General features: G+C 57.8%; 12 protein-coding genes, 1 tRNA gene and 1 pseudogene. 10 read left to right on the plus strand and 4 right to left on the minus strand.

The features are described 5' to 3' along the window. Nucleotides 1–343: oxidoreductase (locus ABRP93_RS10740; protein WP_502879665.1), on the minus strand; the 343-nt coding region annotated here is incomplete at its 3' end. Between the two features lie 128 nt (nt 344–471). Between ABRP93_RS10740 and ABRP93_RS10745 the strand changes: the two genes are divergently transcribed. Continuing rightward, nucleotides 472–1,086 carry a hypothetical protein gene (locus ABRP93_RS10745; protein WP_349887927.1) on the plus strand — a complete coding sequence of 205 codons (615 nt, stop codon included), beginning with the start codon at nt 472–474 and terminating at the stop codon, nt 1,084–1,086. A gap of 3 nt (nt 1,087–1,089) precedes the next feature. On the opposite strand, the gene ABRP93_RS10750 is transcribed toward ABRP93_RS10745, so the two are convergent. Together ABRP93_RS10750 and ABRP93_RS10755 are read right to left on the minus strand one after the other, a co-directional pair. Further along, a complete protein-coding gene (locus tag ABRP93_RS10750) occupies nt 1,090–2,688 on the minus strand; it encodes a mechanosensitive ion channel family protein (RefSeq protein WP_349887928.1) in 1,599 nt (532 codons plus the stop codon). Nucleotides 2,689–2,795: 107 nt separating this feature from the next. After that, nucleotides 2,796–3,848 (minus strand): trimeric intracellular cation channel family protein, encoded by a 1,053-nt coding sequence (locus tag ABRP93_RS10755; protein ID WP_349887929.1) that lies wholly within the window; start codon nt 3,846–3,848, stop codon nt 2,796–2,798. Nucleotides 3,849–3,958: 110 nt separating this feature from the next. On the opposite strand from ABRP93_RS10755, the gene ABRP93_RS10760 reads away from it, so the two are divergent. After that, a complete protein-coding gene (locus ABRP93_RS10760) occupies nt 3,959–4,519 on the plus strand; it encodes a hypothetical protein (RefSeq protein ID WP_349887930.1) in 561 nt (186 codons plus the stop codon). Nucleotides 4,520–4,561: 42 nt separating this feature from the next. Here ABRP93_RS10760 and ABRP93_RS10765 read toward each other — a convergent pair. Then, nucleotides 4,562–4,635: transfer RNA gene (locus ABRP93_RS10765), tRNA-Ile, on the minus strand. Nucleotides 4,636–4,774: 139 nt separating this feature from the next. Between ABRP93_RS10765 and ABRP93_RS10770 the strand changes: the two genes are divergently transcribed. The 8 genes and pseudogenes from ABRP93_RS10770 (at nt 4,775) to ABRP93_RS10805 (ending at nt 15,514) form a co-directional block, all read left to right on the plus strand. Continuing rightward, nucleotides 4,775–5,680 carry a DUF5067 domain-containing protein gene (locus ABRP93_RS10770; RefSeq protein WP_349887931.1) on the plus strand — a complete coding sequence of 302 codons (906 nt, stop codon included), beginning with the start codon at nt 4,775–4,777 and terminating at the stop codon, nt 5,678–5,680. 87 nt (nt 5,681–5,767) lie between these two features. After that, nucleotides 5,768–6,595: a PTS sugar transporter subunit IIAB gene (locus ABRP93_RS10775; protein ID WP_349887932.1), complete on the plus strand. Its 828-nt coding sequence runs from the start codon at nt 5,768–5,770 to the stop codon at nt 6,593–6,595. An 11-nt stretch (nt 6,596–6,606) separates the two neighbouring features. Beyond that, a complete protein-coding gene (ulaA, locus tag ABRP93_RS10780) occupies nt 6,607–8,196 on the plus strand; it encodes a PTS ascorbate transporter subunit IIC (protein ID WP_349887933.1) in 1,590 nt (529 codons plus the stop codon). Nucleotides 8,197–8,350: 154 nt separating this feature from the next. Continuing rightward, on the plus strand, nt 8,351–8,770 hold the full coding sequence (locus ABRP93_RS10785) for an organic hydroperoxide resistance protein (RefSeq protein WP_284902020.1): 420 nt from the start codon (nt 8,351–8,353) through the stop codon (nt 8,768–8,770). A gap of 135 nt (nt 8,771–8,905) precedes the next feature. Beyond that, a pseudogene (locus ABRP93_RS10790) lies at nt 8,906–10,371 on the plus strand (DUF3375 domain-containing protein). Then, on the plus strand, nt 10,371–11,021 hold the full coding sequence (locus ABRP93_RS10795) for a DUF4194 domain-containing protein (RefSeq protein WP_349887934.1): 651 nt from the start codon (nt 10,371–10,373) through the stop codon (nt 11,019–11,021). The pseudogene ABRP93_RS10790 and the gene ABRP93_RS10795 overlap by 1 nt, the downstream one beginning before the upstream one ends. Further along, nucleotides 11,014–14,385, plus strand: a complete 3,372-nt coding sequence (locus ABRP93_RS10800; protein ID WP_349887935.1) for an ATP-binding protein — start codon at nt 11,014–11,016, stop codon at nt 14,383–14,385. The genes ABRP93_RS10795 and ABRP93_RS10800 overlap by 8 nt, the downstream gene beginning before the upstream one ends. Next, entirely contained in the window at nt 14,378–15,514 is a 1,137-nt protein-coding gene (locus ABRP93_RS10805; RefSeq protein WP_349887936.1) for a DUF3322 domain-containing protein, read from the plus strand. Before ABRP93_RS10800 ends, ABRP93_RS10805 begins: the two co-directional genes overlap by 8 nt. The last annotated feature ends 382 nt before the right edge of the window (nt 15,515–15,896 follow it).

Below are 15,896 nucleotides of genomic sequence, written 5' to 3' on the forward strand. Positions count from 1 at the left end.
AAGCCGCCGGATCAGCTACACTTACTATCGCATCTTGATTAAATCCCCGTGTCCACTTTCCGGGGTTCGGGCCCTCATGTACCTCATTGGCTACCTCGCGCCAACCGGCGGCTTGCTCGTCATCGACGATGCCCGCCTGGCCCGGGAACGCGCGGTTGGTCCATGCGGGGAAGGTTCCCTCGGTCACCACGAGACCGGCGCTAGCGCGCTGGGAATAGTACTTTTTGTGTAGCTCGCTGGGTACACCGCTGTGACCTGCACGCTGACGCGTCAGCGGCGCCATGGTCACGCGGTTGTTCAACGTATAACGGCCAAGTTCCAAAGGTGTAAATAATGATGTCATGTCTACTGAAACAGCCCGTGGTTTAAATTTGTTCCACCTTTTGCCGCATTTCCTATAAGTCCGCAGCTAGATGCTGGTTTAAATGCTAAAGTTTTCACCGTTCACACCGTCGATTCCTACCAGTTTTTATGATGCTGAAACGCCACACCTCCTTAATGCTTGCCGCCTTGTCCCTTACCATGCTCAGCGCCTGCGGCACCTCCAATGATTCCGATTCTGCCGATCCCGAACCTGCTTTTGTGCCCAGCGAGGCTTCCACGGCTCCTACGACCGTGACGGAAACCATGGAGAATTCTCAAGACTCCACCGAGGAAAAAGGCGATAAAGAAGGCGCCGAGCATGGCGATGCCGCCTCCAATGATGACGCTCCCCCAGCTGGAAATCACACGATTTACGCTGGGAAAATTGGCGGCGACTGCGGATATACCGACCAGGGAGACACCATCGAAGCCGGCGAGCATACATCCTGCGAATTTACCGGTGCTATTTTCGATGAAGCGATCAAGCACTCCTATCCATTCCGGCAGTCCGATCCGAAGGCCAACGGCGCGTATAGCACCGAGATTTCCGTCGCCAGCCCCACCACCGGTAAGACCTATGATCTTCACTGTTTTATTGGATCAGATGGTCGCGCACTCATATGCGGAAAAGACGGAGACAATAGCTTAAGAGTCACCTACCAAGACGAGAAGAACGATCGCCGTTGGCCCGACCGCCTCGAGGTATACGGCGGTTTGCACTAGCGTCTAGTGGGGTTCTGAAGGAATCGCGGTCTGTTGGCTATTTGCCGCCCCGCTATTTCCGTCTGCTCCCGAGTCTCCATCTCCATTCCCTTGGCCATCGCCAGAATCGCCGTTCGAGTCAGCGGGCCCGTCTTGATTGCTGCCGTGCCCGTCGCCGGAATTCGGAGTGGAATTGGGGTCCTGGCTGGGGTAACTAGGAACGGTCGGCGTATTGGTGGTCGTCGGTGTTGACTCAGCATCCGTCGGCTCGGTTGGGGTGCCGGTAGTAAGAGGGTCTTCCGAGGGCACATTCTCTTCAGATTCCGTCGGCGCCTCGGAAGAAGATTGCGTATCCCTTTCCTTCCAATACTCTGGCGATAGCCAACCTGCATCCGCGTCCTCTGGGTTGCTTGCCGCGAGGATGAGCAGCCCAACGACGAGAAGGCCCGCCACAAGGCCTGTGGTGGAGGCGCGCACGCGCCCGCCGATGGTGGCGATCTTCTGGAATCGCGTATTTGTCTGAATCGAGCGCCAGATCTTCCGGCGCGATGTCGCCTCGTCTTCTGCGGCATCTTCGCCCGCTTCATCCGTGACTGCCTGCTCATCGAGCTTGGTCTCAGCAAGCTCAACTTCCTCTGGGGCCAGTTCCTCTTCCACCGTGGGGTCATCCACTGGCGTATTGGGGCGGGATCCTTCCCCGGCATCCAAGGCGTCCTTGGCCGATTGCGCCGCGGCATGCTTTGGTTCTGCCGAATGCTTCTTTTTCTGTTCCTGCAGCTCATCAAAGTCGATGGCGGAACCGTAGTGGTCCCAGAATTCCGAAAGCAACGCCGAGCGGATAGCGCGCTCCACGGACCACTGGCGGGCGGGATTCACAGTCACCATGATGCGGTAGCCCACCTGCCACGGCTGACCGGCAACCTGCGGGCTGACCAATTGAGTGGCGGGAAGGACCGTGAGCTCGCCGGCGACATCGACAGAGATATCTGGGGCTTCAATAGCGTGCTCCGAAATCTCTTTGACGCGGCTCGTAATCTCCGGCAAGGATTCGCCCTCGTGCACGGGGACGTTGATATTAACCACCGCACGGGACCATTCCTTGGAATAGTTGGTCACCACACCGGCAGAACTATTGGGGATAGTCACCAGCTCACCAGTTGGGGTGCGCACCTTCGTGGTGCGCAGGGTCAGCGTCACCACATCCCCTTCCACCCCAGGAATGCCAGCAAAGGAGACGTAGTCACCCACGCCGAATTGCTTTTCCGTGAGGATGAAAAATCCGGAGAGAAAATCAGAAATCACGGACTGGGCACCGAAACCAACCGCCGCGGAAACTATCGTCGCAGGCACCGCAGCGCCCAGCGCCGGAACGCCGAGGTTAGTCAGCGCGGCGGCAACCAATAGGAAGTACGCAACCGCCTGGACGATGTAGACCAATGCTCCGGTCAGCGCCAGCCGTGCCTTCGTGGACTCTTCTTGCTCATCCAAATTATGTTCGATAATCCGGATGGCTAGGCGGCCCATGCGGGGCAGAAGAATGCCGATTATCACAAATGCGATGAGCGGCAAGCCATGGTCAACAATGAGGCCCCACAGCTCAAAAAAGTAATACCTCAAATTCATGGTTCAAGGATATGGCACCTAGCTGAAAAATTGATGCCAGTTTTCTACCAGGAATCCGGACTCAGGTGCTTAATTTAGGGGGCATCGGCAAGCAGAGGCCTAGGGGCCTAGTCGCGCGATTGGTAGCGGTCCATCAGGCGGTCAATCAATTCATCGGTAAGCTTGTCATCTTCCAGAATCGTATCGAGCAGCCGCTGGGATTCCTCGCTGGAGGTCTGCTCCTCCTCATAGGAATCGCCGGTAAAGTCCACTCCAAAGTCCATGTCCTCAGACTCAGCTGAGACGCTACTCAACTGATCGACATCTGATTCGAAGGACTGCAAAAACTCGCTGGCCTCCTCCGCCGCATCCTGGCGGCGCTTGCCGGAGCGCACTTGCTTTTCGATGCGCCGCTGCAACGCCTCTTCCATCTGCCGGTGGCGCCAAGAGCGCACGCGGTGCGGCTCCAGCTTGCGCCCGACCGCGCGGCTCTTATTCTCTGCCTTCTTCGCCAGCACCTTAACCTGCGCAGCCGTATCATTAATCGGCGCCCACTCCTGGTTCGCGGGCACGCGCCAACCGGCCCAAATGCCCAGCAGCGCCAAGAAAATGGAAACCAATGGCCCCACGATCATGCCGACGGCCAACATATCGAAGTGATTTCCCACCAGCACGATCACCGCACAGGCGATGGCCGGAATCACCGTCGGCTGATTATCGCCAAAGACGGCGGGCTCGCGCCCCATAGCGATATCGCGAATCATGGAACCGCCGGTAGCGGTAAACACGCCCATCATGATGCACGGAATCGGCGGCAGCCCATAGGTAATGGCCTTCACAGCACCGGTGCCGGCCCACAGGCCAGAAACGACGGCATCACCATGCGCCTGGATATAATCCCAAGTCTTGCCCTTAAAGTAGACAAAGCGCGCAATCAACGCGCCCGTGAAAGCCAGGTACAGATACTCCGGCTCGCTCATCGCCGCCACGGTGCCGCGATTGATAAGCACATCGCGCACCATACCCCCGCCCAGGGAAGAAAACATCGCGATAAAGAAAAACCCGATGATGTCGTACCCGCGCTTGCGCGCAATGGTGCCGCCGATAATTCCCATCAGCAATACACCGCTGACATCGGACCAGCGATAGAGGGACTCAATGAGCGGATCTACTTCTGTCATGCCGTTTATTAGACTGCACTACTCACCCGCGCGCAATTCGCCTGCCCACATTCGCTGCGGTGCTACACTCTTCCTGTTCTACTGCCCTCCTACCTCTCCCTACATTCCGCATGAAAAAGATTCTCGCGCTCTTGCCGGCGCTCCTGCTGGTTGGTTGCTCGTCCTCCCCCGCAGACGATGAGCCCAATTTCACCGATACCACCCCGCACAGCACCAATTCAGACAGCACTACGCTTGCCGATGCCGACGCCAATACTGATTCCACGGCTTCCGCTTCTTCCGCGCCTGCCGCACCTTTCAAGCTGCAGAAAGCGGAGAAAGACGATGATTCCGCGCTCGCTGCGCAGGTAGGCGGCATTTGCGGCATCCGCGATTACGCACAAATCATCGCCGACGACGCCACCGACTGCGCCTTTGCCCTGGACATTTATAAGCACGCGATGGATGCCACATACAGGCTCGAAACCCCTCATCCGACGGTTACTGAAGCCTGGCAGAGCGATATTACTGTAAAGAACCCAAACTCTGGTGACAGCTACGATCTCCACTGCATCATGGCCACGAATCAAAAATCCGTCCATTGCAGTAACCCAGACGACACAAATATCGGCACCCGCATCGAGCTGACCGCCAGGCCGATTTTCTCCGAGCGCGTGCACACCGAATACTAAAAGGGAGGCGCCAGCACTGCTTGCCGACGCCTCCTTCTACCGTGGGGCCACCGGGGCTCGAACCCGGGACCGACGGATTATGAGTCCGGAGCTCTAACCGACTGAGCTATAGCCCCACACGGAAGTCATGTCGTAAATTACGACACTCCGCTCCCAAAAGATTAGTCAATAGCTCGCGAAAGACCAATTTCCTCATCTTTCCCGCGCTGACCCCTCCCCACCCCCTTAGGGTAAAACTTTTATATGGGAAAACTATTGCCTTCTCTCGTTCTTGCTTCTGCTCTTGTCCTCACAGCATGCTCGAGTCCTGATGATGACAACGAATCATCACAACAAGACCAGCACTCTAAATCTACTGAATCACAATCCCAATCCGTGATCGGCACGTGGAAGCAGGAGGACAGCGCCTCCGAAGATGGCTGGATGGAAGCCAGCATCACTGATGACGTCATTACTGTGGAATGGACATTTGATAATGGCAAGAATCGCTCGATCTACTGGATAGGATCATTTGATGCCGAAGCCGCTGCAGCTGGCGAAACTATCACCTCGAAACGAGACATCGTAGCAACCGATACTGCACTCATGGCAGCCTCATCTGACGAAAAAGATTTCAAGGTGGACGGCGATACGTTATCCTTCGATGTTGCTATTCAGCACGTCACCCTTACAGCGATTTTGAAAAAGATCAGTGACGACCCAACCACCGTCAACCCCCTAAAGGGCACAGACTCCAACCGGAGCTTCAAGGACAATGTGCTCGAGATGCCGGCAGCTACGATCAAGATCACAGATCACCGCATAATCCCCACCGGTGAGCCGGGCAATGAGGATGGAGAGAAGCCACTCATCGTCTTTTATTATGACGTCACTAATAAATCGGATGCAGAGCTTTCAGCCTTGGACTTCCTCCAGTACCTTACCGCTATCCAAGACAATAACCCCGATACCGTAAACGAGCTCGAGGTCGGATCATTTTATAATCCAGAGCTCACCGATTCCCTGCTCGAGAAGATTAAAAAAGACGGTACCGCTTCTGGCGCGATCGCCTACGAGCTCGATGATGAATCCACCCCCGTAGAGCTTGTAGCTAAGGACAATTTTGGCCAAAACGAAATTGGGCGCCAAACGTTTGAGCTGGACTCTTCTATCAAGAAGTAAGCATTTCCATTTACCTTCCTTCTCACGCGCCTTAAAATAAGGAATAATTTTTCTTGATAAACCCTAACTATGTGATGGGAGAAATAAATGGCTACAGTGGACTCTTTATTGGCACCGGGTGCCGTGGATCTTCACGGCACTGCCAATGACTGGAGGGAGGCAATCCGGCTGGCGAGCAAACTTTTGGAAGAAGCCGGCACAGTAACTTCTGACTACACGGAATCCATGATCCAATCTGTCGAGGACAATGGGCCCTATATCGTGGTCGCACGAGGGTTCGCTTTCGCCCATGCGCGCCCATCAGAGGCGGTAAAAGAAACCTCACTGTCGTGGGTACGGCTTTCAGAGCCAGTGGAATTTCACCATACTTCCAACGATCCCGTACATCTAGTAGTTGGGTGCGCGGCCAAGAGCCCATCGGAGCATGTGGAAGCGATGAAACAGCTAGCTAGGCTTTTGGCGACTAAACGCGAAGATCTTGACCGCGCAGAGACTGAAGAACAGCTACGGAAGGTCATCACCTCAGATACCCCAACTCAAACCTCTTCCTCTGCTCCAAGTGGTACTACTTCCGCGGCGACAGCCCCTTCAGAAACCACCCACAAAACTGCAGAGGACTCCGTGGCTTCCAAAGGCAAGATTCTAACGGTCTGTGGCAATGGATTAGGAACCTCACTTTTTCTCAAAAACACCTTGGAGCAGGTCCTGGATGAATGGGGCTGGGGTCCCTACCTCAACGTTGAGGCAACCGACACTATTTCGGCGAAGGGCCGAGCTAGCGAAGCGGATTTTTTGCTTACCTCGGGTGAAATCGCTGCCACGCTGGGCGATGTCGGCGTTCCCGTATACGTTATCCAAGATTTTACTTCCGCTTCCGAACTAGATACGGCTCTTCGCGAGCTCTATGACATTTAAGGAATAACGCCATGGATATTCTTCTCGCCATAGCCAACTTTCTCGTCAACGAAATCCTCGCTGTACCTGCTTTTCTTATCGGCATCATCACTGCCGTCGGCCTAGGTGCCATGGGGCGCGGCGCCGGCAAAACCATCGGCGGCGCGATTAAAGCCACACTGGGTTTCCTCCTTATCGGCGCCGGTGCTGGCCTAGTATCCGATTCGCTAGAACCGCTGGGTGCCATGATCACCGGCGCGACGGGCGCACAGGGAGTGGTACCGACTAATGAAGCCATCGTCGGCATCGCCCAAGATAGCTTCGGCAGCCAAGTCGCTTGGATCATGATTTTGGGGTTTGTTGTCTCCCTCATCTTGGCCCGTATTACACCGCTTCGTTACGTCTTCCTCACTGGCCACCACGTACTTTTCATGTCCACATTGCTGACGATGGTGCTCGTTGCCACCGGATATCCTTCGTGGGTCATCGTCGCCTTTGGTGCGGGACTGCTTGGCATTTTGATGGTGTCTTTGCCCGCTATAGCCCACCCCTTTACCCGCCGCATTACCGGCGATGATTCCGTGGCAATTGGGCATTTTGGTACGGCGGGGTACTTGGTCGCAGGTGGCGTCGGCAAAGCCGTAGGCGGTAAGGGCGATAAAATGTCGCCTTCGTCTGAGGACCTGAAACTCCCGGAGGGCTTGCGCTTCCTGCGCGATTCGATGGTGGCGACGGCCCTTTCTATGGCGCTGATGTACCTCGTGCTCGCCGTATTGTTTATTGCGCGTGCAGGCTCCGATGAGGCTTTCACGGCCTTCCCGGATGGCGCCACCGATGTGGGCAATTACCTCATGCAATCCATAACGCAGGGCCTACAGTTTGGCGTGGCCGTTGCCGTCATCCTTTTCGGTGTCCGCACCATTTTGGGTGAGCTTGTCCCCGCCTTCCAAGGTATCGCGGCAAAGGTGGTTCCCGGCGCGATCCCAGCGCTCGATGCCCCGATTGTCTTCCCTTACGCTCAAAATGCCGTGCTCATTGGCTTCATTTTCTCCTTCACCGGCGGCCTCGTCGGCTTGGCCGTGCTATCACTTTGGCTCAACCCAGCTTTCGGCGTCGCCCTCATTTTGCCGGGCCTCGTGCCACACTTTTTCACCGGTGGCGCGGCCGGCGTGTATGGCAATGCCACCGGTGGACGCCGCGGAGCGGCTTTGGGTTCCTTTGCCAATGGCCTGCTCATTACTTTCCTGCCCGCCTTCTTGCTGAGTGTGTTGGGTTCATTCGGCGACGCCAACACCACTTTTGGCGATGCCGATTTTGGCTGGCTTGGCCTGCTGCTCGGCTGGTCCATCCAAGCCGGCGGTGTATGGAGTGGCATTCTCATCGCAGTGATCGGCCTGGCCATCCTCGCGGTGGGTTGGGTGTGCCAGCGCAAGCTTGTCGATACCCATTGGGATCCGGCACCCCATCGACCTTCTCCGGCAAAGACAGCCGAAGTAGTCGGCGCCACTGCGCCCACCACTGGCGGTACTGCCGAGAGTGCTGGGAAATCCAGCCAATCCAAGCGCTACCCCAAGGTACTTCCGCCAGAAGGAGCGCCCACTCCCCCGGCGCGGGTTGAGTAGGCCCGCAACACTCACTTGAGCCGTACCGCCTTTTCCTAGCGCGTCCTTTCACTTCTTAGGTCACTGACCTCGAAAAACGCCGGTGATAATTCTGAGTACAATCGGCGGCTGTACTTACTACTGGTACGAAAACTACTTTAGAAAAGGAGTAATCATGGATCCCCTCTACACCACTGAAGCACTCGCTACCGGGGCAGGCCGCGATGGCCGCGCCGTGGTCCAAAATTCTGACCTTGACTTCAAGATGGCCACCCCGAAGGAAATGGGCGGCGATGGCAATGGCGCCAACCCGGAGCAGCTCTTCGCCGCTGGTTACGCCGCTTGCTTCCACTCCGCCCTGCAGGCGGTAGCCCGCAGCGAGAAGGCTGAGTTGGGCGATTCCTCCGTGGGCGCCCGCGTGTCCATTGGCAAGGAGGGCGAAGGCTTCAAGCTCGCAGTTGAGCTCGAGGTCATCATCCCCGCACAGGAGCACGACAAGGCACAAGCGCTTGCCGATGCCGCCCACCAGGTCTGCCCCTACTCCAATGCCACCCGCGGCAATATTGACGTCAACGTCACCGTTGCGCAGGACTAAGCAGGACTAATAAGGACTAATACAGTCCCTTAGTTCTCGGCCCGCGAGGGCCACCATGCGCGGGCGAATCCACTGATTCGAATAAGTGAGTCAAACTACGCTGCACGTGTCCGACGTAGCTGGCAAAATCGAATCATGTCTGTTGAAGCTCGCGCCCTTTCACTGCGGCGGTTATTACATGATTCCGCCGCAGTGCGGCTGCTGGCGGCCGATAATGCTCCGGTGATTTTGGCGCTGATTGCTGAGTACTTCCCCCGCGGCACTCGGGCGCGGCCAGCGGCGGAGGTATATGAACTGATGGTCACCGATTTCGAGGTGCTTGCCAGTAAATTCTCGATGCCGCGCACACCGCAAAGTTATTGCAATGACTGGGTAAAAGCTGGTTGGCTAGTCCGAAAGTCTGGCAAGAGCTCGCGCGGGGAAACGTTGGAACCGAGCGAGGAAGCACTGTCCGCGCTCGAAGCCGTTGAGCGTTGGGAAACGCCGGTTACTACGGTCACGGCATCGCGCGTGGAATCTATCGGCTCGGCGCTACAGCGCTTGGCGCGGGATACGAATGAGGATATTTCGAGCCGCGTCGCCAGCTTAGAGGCGGAGCGAGATCGCATTGACCGCGAAATTGAAAAGGCTCATTTAGGGCAGTTTGAAAGGCTGACTGCGGCAGAAACGCAGGAGCGCGTCCAAGACGTGCTGAACATGGCCATGGCGGTGCCAAGCGATTTCGCCAGGGTGCGCCACGAACTTGAAGCCCTCAATCACCGATTGCGCCGACAGCTTTTGGATCCAGAAGGTTACCGCGGCGAAGTGCTCGAGGAAATCTTCAGCGGTGTAGACCACATCGCGGAATCGGACGCTGGGCGCAGCTTCCGCGGATTCTATTCCTACCTCATGGATAGAGAACGCAGCGCGTGGCTGGACCAGTGGATTAAGCAGGTTCTAGAAAGCGACGTTGGCCAAGAGCTAGCGCCAGAAAACCGGCGGCAGCTGCGGAATCTCTTCCGCGATATGGAAGAAACGAGCTTCGAAGTCAATCAAACGATGACTGGCCTGGCGCGCAGCTTGCGCAACTATGTCTCTTCAGAACAATTTGCCGAAGACCGCCGCATGATTGAGCTACTGCGCGAGGCGCGGGGCATGGCCATTGATGCAGCGCAAGGATCGGAGCTGAAAGCCTTTCACCGCATGGAAACGCCCCTGCAGCGCATCGGCATGTCCATTCAGTCTCGCGCATCCAACTAGCCAACCCAGGACGCGAGGTCGTGGAAGAAGCACCGGAGGCCTTCCAGCCAGGCCAAGAGAATGCGGAGGCGTTGTATGAGTTAGTGCGCGAGTCAGAGATTGACTTTGAGGAACTGCATGCGGCGATTCGCGGTGCCGTCGGCAAGGCGGGCCCGTGCACGATTGGCCAGGTATTGCAGGCGTACCCGCCCACGCAGGGCCTAGCCAGCGTCGTGGGTTTGGTACACATTGCGGACCAGCACCCGCTACCGGCTTTGCATGATGCCCATGAAAAGGTCACTTGGACCGAAGAAGATGGGACCATTCGCGCGGCGTATATCCCTACTATGTATTTCGAAAGCACCACCGTTGAGGAGTTGTAGTGACCGCTACTGATAACCATCGCGTCGATTCCGCGCATGAGCCCCCGCTGTGGGAAAACGATAAAGGATCGCTGACCTATAACTCGCGCCGCGCCTTGGTGCAGCTTTTGAAAGGCCCGCTGGTGCGTGCGCACAAGGAACCTGTCTTATGGTCCGCCATCATCTCAGACGAAGACAACCTGCGCGCCCGCCTGCATGAGGTATTCCTCGAGCTGGTGGTCGATGAAGGAGAAGGGTTTGCCTTTACGCGGATGGTAGAAGAGGAAACGCTGCCCATTCCGCAGGTGCTGCGCACGGATAAGCTCAAGCACATCGATACCGCCATCCTGTTGAACCTGCGCCAGGAACTTGGTTTGGCGCTGCCCGGTGAACGGGTGATTGTGGATGTAGAAGATCTCCGGGAGGGTATTGGCTACGTCCGCGCGGTTGATAACCGCGATGAGGCTGGGTTTAATAACCGCTTCAATGCGGCGATTAAACGCATCCGCAATGAATATTCGCTGCTGAGCGCCACCGAGACGGAAGGGCGCTACGAGGTATCACCCGTCTTGCGCCAGCTTTTCGATGCCGCCACGGTCACCGCCATCCGGGACGAATACGCCCGCCTCGCAGAAGCCGAGGGCGACCAGGAGGATGCTTCCGATGACTAACCTGTATCCAGGCCAATTCCGCATTAGCCGTATCCAGCTTATTAACTGGGGCACTTTTCACGGCTACTTTTCCATTCCGGTAGCCCGCAAGGGCTTCCTTATCACCGGCGGATCCGGTTCGGGCAAGTCCACGCTGCTTGATGCGATGTCGGCGGTATTGGTGCCGCAAAAGGACCTCAAGTTCAATGCGGCATCGCAGCAGGACCTCGGTCGGCATAATGGGCGCAACCTCGTTTCCTATATTCGCGGGGCGTGGCGGCAGCAAGAAAATGCGCACACGGGTGAAATCGCCCCGGAGTATTTGCGTGAGGGCGCAACAAACTCAGTGGTGGCGTTGACCTACGATAATGGGGCTGGCACGCAGCACACCCTCATCGCCATCTTCCGTCTCAACGGCGGTGAAAATTCGGTGAGCCAGATTAAGAGGCTCTATGGGGTGGTGCAGGGCAATGAGGACATCGATAAGCTCAGCCCCTTGCTCACCCGCAGCCTGGATACCCGCAAGATTAAGGCCATGTACAAGGGTCCTGGCGCGTCATTTACCCCGACGTACACCACGTTTGCGGATCGCTTCCGCAAACGCCTGGGCATCAAGAGCGAGCAGGGCCAGATCCTGCTTCACCGCACGCAGTCCGCCAAGTCTTTATCCAGCCTGGACCAGCTTTTCCGGGACTATATGCTGGATACGCCGTCTACCTTTGAGCGGGCGGAGGAAGCGGTGGAGCAATTCGAGGATCTGCGCCAAGCATACCTGCGGGTAGAGGACGTCAAGGCCCAGATTGAGACGCTGGCACCCCTGCCCCAATTGCACTCCCGGCGCACCACCGCGGAGGCGGATAAGCACAAGGCCGAGGCGATGAATGAGGCGCTGCCGGCGGTGCGCGCCCGCTTGGTGGCAGAAGAACTGGACTATCGCATCCGCGCGCTGACCGCCCAGCAGGCAGAGGCGCAGTCAGCGGCCGAGGCACTCGAAGCGGAGGTCGAGCACCTTGACGATGCCGAGCGCCGCGCCGCGGTGGCTGTCTCCCAGCTCAGTGCTGGCGAGCTGGCCGCCCTAGAAGCCAAAATTGAAACCGCGGAGAAGGAAATTGAGCACCGCTCCAAGGAGTTCCACCACCTTGCCGCTGCCGCTGACCAGTGGACCAATCACTTTGAGCTCAACCCGCAGGGCTTCGCCGAGCTGCAGGCAAGTGCCCGCCTGCGCATCGCGGACTTTGAGGCTGACTCGGCCCAACTTACTGAGCAGCAACAAGAAGCAGGCGTGGCCGCCCGCGATGCAGCGACAACAAGTGCTGGTCTAGAAAGTGAGCTGCACTCATTTAGCTCGCGGCGCACCAATATAGATAGGGCCCTCGTAGAGCTGCGCACCCAACTCGCGCAGGATACAGGGTATGCCGAATCGGAACTTCCTTTTGCAGGAGAACTACTGGATATTGCCCCGCAGCAGGCGGAGTGGGAACCGGTGATCCAAAAGCTGCTACACGGATTCGCCGCCGCCCTGCTTGTTCCGGAAACCGCGCGGGAAGCCATTAACCAGTGGGTCAATTCTCGCAATGTGGGTACCCGGCTCGAGTACCGCACTATCCCCGAGTTTGCTCCTGCGCCCGCGCCCGCGCGCAGCCCGCAACAGCTCATCCACAAATTGGAGTTTCAAGATCACCCCATGGCGCAGTGGGTGCGCCACCATATTTCGAGCCGCTTTAACTACGAATGCGTCAACTCGGTGGCGGCGCTCGAACAGGTAACCAAGACCCCGGCCGTCACGCGCGATGGCTTGGAAAGCCGGCCCAAGGATAAGGATGGCTCGACGCGCTTTATCAAGGATGATCGCACGCGCTTTAATGGCACGCGGTGGTACCGAGTAGGTTCTACCAATACCGCCAAAATTGAGCTCCTGCGTGCCCAATTGGAGGAAGCGAAGGCCACTGCTCGCGCCATGGCCAAACAGGTCCATGAGCTCAACCGGAAGATGGATATCCTGCGCACACAGCGCGATAAAGCGCAGCGGGTACTGGAGACTAAGTTCCAGGATATTGATACCGCTTCTGCTGAGGCGCGAAAGCGCGATTTGCAAGAACAGTATGATTCTTTGGCTTCCTCACCAGAGGCGCAGGCCCTAGCCACGGCGCACGAGCAGGCAAAAGAAAAGCTCACCGCTGCCCGCACTCAGCTCAATCAAGCCCAAAAACACCTCGGCAACGTGGAGGGCGAGCTGAACCGCTCCACCCAGCGGCGCCAGAGCATCGGAACAGTGCCCACGGTGGCGGATCAGGGCATCGCCAAGGCGGTCGAAGAGGCTCTGCACAAGGGCAGAAGAAAACTCACCATCGATGACATCGATGCCCGGCGCGATGAGGTACAGGCCAGCCTGCAAGAAACCGCGCGCAGGGCCGCGCGCCGCATCGAGGAGACGAATGCCAAGATTGTCTCCGTCCTGCACAAGTACCTATCGCAGTGGCCGGCGGAAGCGGCGGATTTGGAGCCACAGGCCAGCTTCGCCGGCGAAGGCATGGAGAAGCTGAAATTCCTGCGCGCGGACCGCTTGGCGGATTTTCGCGCTCAGTTCTTGGAGCTGCTCAATGGCACGACGGTGCAAAACCTATCGCACCTCGCCTCCTCCCTTCGCCATGCCCGTAGCGATATCGAACAGCGCATGGAGTTTATTAATAAGTCCCTGGAGCTCACGCCCTTCAATGGCGACCGCACCCTGCGCATTGATGTAAAAGATGCCCGGGGCCAGGTGGTGCAAGACTTCCAGCGGGATCTCGATGCCGCAACGTCCCATAGCCTGGCGGAGATTAGCGCCGATGAGCCCGAAGCTGCGGTAGCGCGCTACCACGCCCTGGACAAGATTCTCAGCCGCTTGGGCTCGTCTGAGCCGGAGGATATTCGGTGGCGAAACCTGGTTCTGGATACCCGCAAGCACGTCAGCTTCATCGGCCGCGAGTGCTACCCCGATGGCACGACCGCCAATACGTATCAGGATTCCGCCTCTCTTTCCGGCGGCCAGGCCCAAAAGCTGGTGTTCTTCTGCTTGGCTGCGGCGCTGCGCTTCCGCCTGGCGGAGCCGGATCAGGACGTTCCTACCTACGGTTCCATCATTTTGGATGAGGCCTTCGACCGCGCCGACCCGGCCTTTACGCGCACCGCCATGTCCGTGTTTGCGTCCTTTGGCTTCCACATGATTTTGGCAACGCCATTCAAACTCATTCAGACGCTATCGCCGTACGTGGATGGCACCATCGTGGTCAATTACGACGAGCCCATTATCCAAGGCCGCCCGCAGGCGCGTACGGGCTATTCGCTTATCGATGCCACCTCCTACTCCCAGGAATCCCCGGAGTCCACCGATGCGGATGCCTAATGACCTGCACACCCATGCGGCAAAATACCTGCGCAACCACTTTGCGAAGGCTTTGTCGACTCCCGATTCGCTGAGTATCGATTGGCCGCTGCACCCGCCAACGGCCGCCAACGCCGCGCGCGATGTCCCCGCCACCCAGGAGTTCATCCGCGCCTGGCAGCGCTGGCCGCACCAAGAAGAGATCCACTACGAACCGCGCAATTGGTCCCGCACGGGCCTAGGCACCAATTCCGTTCCCACCCGCGCGGTCCTTACCGGTGCGCCCCGTATCGCCGCGGCCGCGGGCCTCAGCGCCGAATACTCCCGTGCGCAACAGCGCGCACACGACATCGCCGCGATCTTCCCCGACTCCCCTGCATTCGCCGACGCCGTGTACCGCACCTATGCCCAGTGGAAGGAGCTAAACGCATACGATCTGCGCTGCTTGACACCATGCTTGACTTGGCTGCGCGCCCACCCGGACTCCGGCGAGTGGGAGCGCGCCGTCCCAGTTGAAGGAGTAGACGGCAAATGGATAGGCACCCACCGCCGCCTGCTGCTCGCCCTGCTTTCGCCCTTTGGCATCACGGATTTGGGGCTGCGCCGCACCGATGCCCGCCTGCGCCTGCGCTACCTCAACCACGCCCCAGCGCTGTCCGATATCGAGGTTCCCCTTTCCCAGGCTGCACAGCTCTTTCCCGCCGCTCCCCCGCGCGTTCTCATCGTAGAAAACAAGCAGACCTTCCTAGCCCTGCCCCTGCTTTCCGATGCCGCCCCACCCACCATCGCCATCCTCGGCGCCGACCATGCCGCCCGCCAACTTCACGCCCTTGCCTGGCTCCACGATGCCGAAATCACCTACTGGGGCGACCTTGACGCCGCCGGCTTCAGCATCCTCAACGGCGTGCGCGCCCACTTTCCCCACACGGAGTCCCTGCTCATGGATACCGCCACCGTCACCGCGTTCCGCCACCTCGCGGTCCCCGATCCCGGCGACGGCTCCGCAGCACTTAGCCACCTCACCACCGAAGAGCAGCGCGCCTATCGCCACCTTTTCACCGAAGGCAAGCTACGCATCGAACAGGAACGGATTCCGTTCGCGCATGCCGATGACGAGATTCAATCTATATTCGGAGGTCATAAGGTTTAGTAGTGCAGCCTATTTTCGCGATTTCCATATGCGATCGACCCACCATCTCTTAACCGGTGAGGTAGATGAGACTTGACTTTTCCCAATCATTACGGTGTACCGGTATGCCCTCGATGCTGCGGCGGTGCATTCGTTCTAGTCAAAATTTTAGGTTAAGTTCTAACACCGACGGCACTGGCCAACACGTACTACCAGATTCCAGGGCTGTTGCCTAATGCATGAGAGTGTCTGATGGTTTGTGTGTAGGTTCCCAACCTGCATGAGGAGATAAGCCAGAATGACTAGTGTGGCACGACGAGATCTAAGCTGATAAGGCCAAGATTGATGCGATTGAAAAGAAGCTGCTTGCTAACCCTGACATCGCGAAACTGATTGATGACCT

The sequence above is a fragment of the Corynebacterium sp. KPL2850 genome (assembly GCF_040225855.1).
In the GTDB taxonomy this organism is placed as follows: domain Bacteria; phylum Actinomycetota; class Actinomycetes; order Mycobacteriales; family Mycobacteriaceae; genus Corynebacterium.

Bases quoted from the DNA above. Each gene is read 5' to 3' on its own strand.
- ABRP93_RS10800 (WP_349887935.1), top strand. From the start codon at position 11,014: ATGACTAACCTGTATCCAGGCCAATTCCGCATTAGCCGTATCCAGCTT.
- ABRP93_RS10755 (WP_349887929.1), bottom strand. From the start codon at position 3,848: ATGACAGAAGTAGATCCGCTCATTGAGTCCCTCTATCGCTGGTCCGAT.
- ABRP93_RS10745 (WP_349887927.1), top strand. From the start codon at position 472: ATGATGCTGAAACGCCACACCTCCTTAATGCTTGCCGCCTTGTCCCTT.
- ABRP93_RS10805 (WP_349887936.1), top strand. From the start codon at position 14,378: ATGCCTAATGACCTGCACACCCATGCGGCAAAATACCTGCGCAACCAC.
- ABRP93_RS10775 (WP_349887932.1), top strand. From the start codon at position 5,768: ATGGCTACAGTGGACTCTTTATTGGCACCGGGTGCCGTGGATCTTCAC.
- ABRP93_RS10760 (WP_349887930.1), top strand. From the start codon at position 3,959: ATGAAAAAGATTCTCGCGCTCTTGCCGGCGCTCCTGCTGGTTGGTTGC.
- ABRP93_RS10750 (WP_349887928.1), bottom strand. From the start codon at position 2,688: ATGAATTTGAGGTATTACTTTTTTGAGCTGTGGGGCCTCATTGTTGAC.
- ulaA (WP_349887933.1), top strand. From the start codon at position 6,607: ATGGATATTCTTCTCGCCATAGCCAACTTTCTCGTCAACGAAATCCTC.
- ABRP93_RS10785 (WP_284902020.1), top strand. From the start codon at position 8,351: ATGGATCCCCTCTACACCACTGAAGCACTCGCTACCGGGGCAGGCCGC.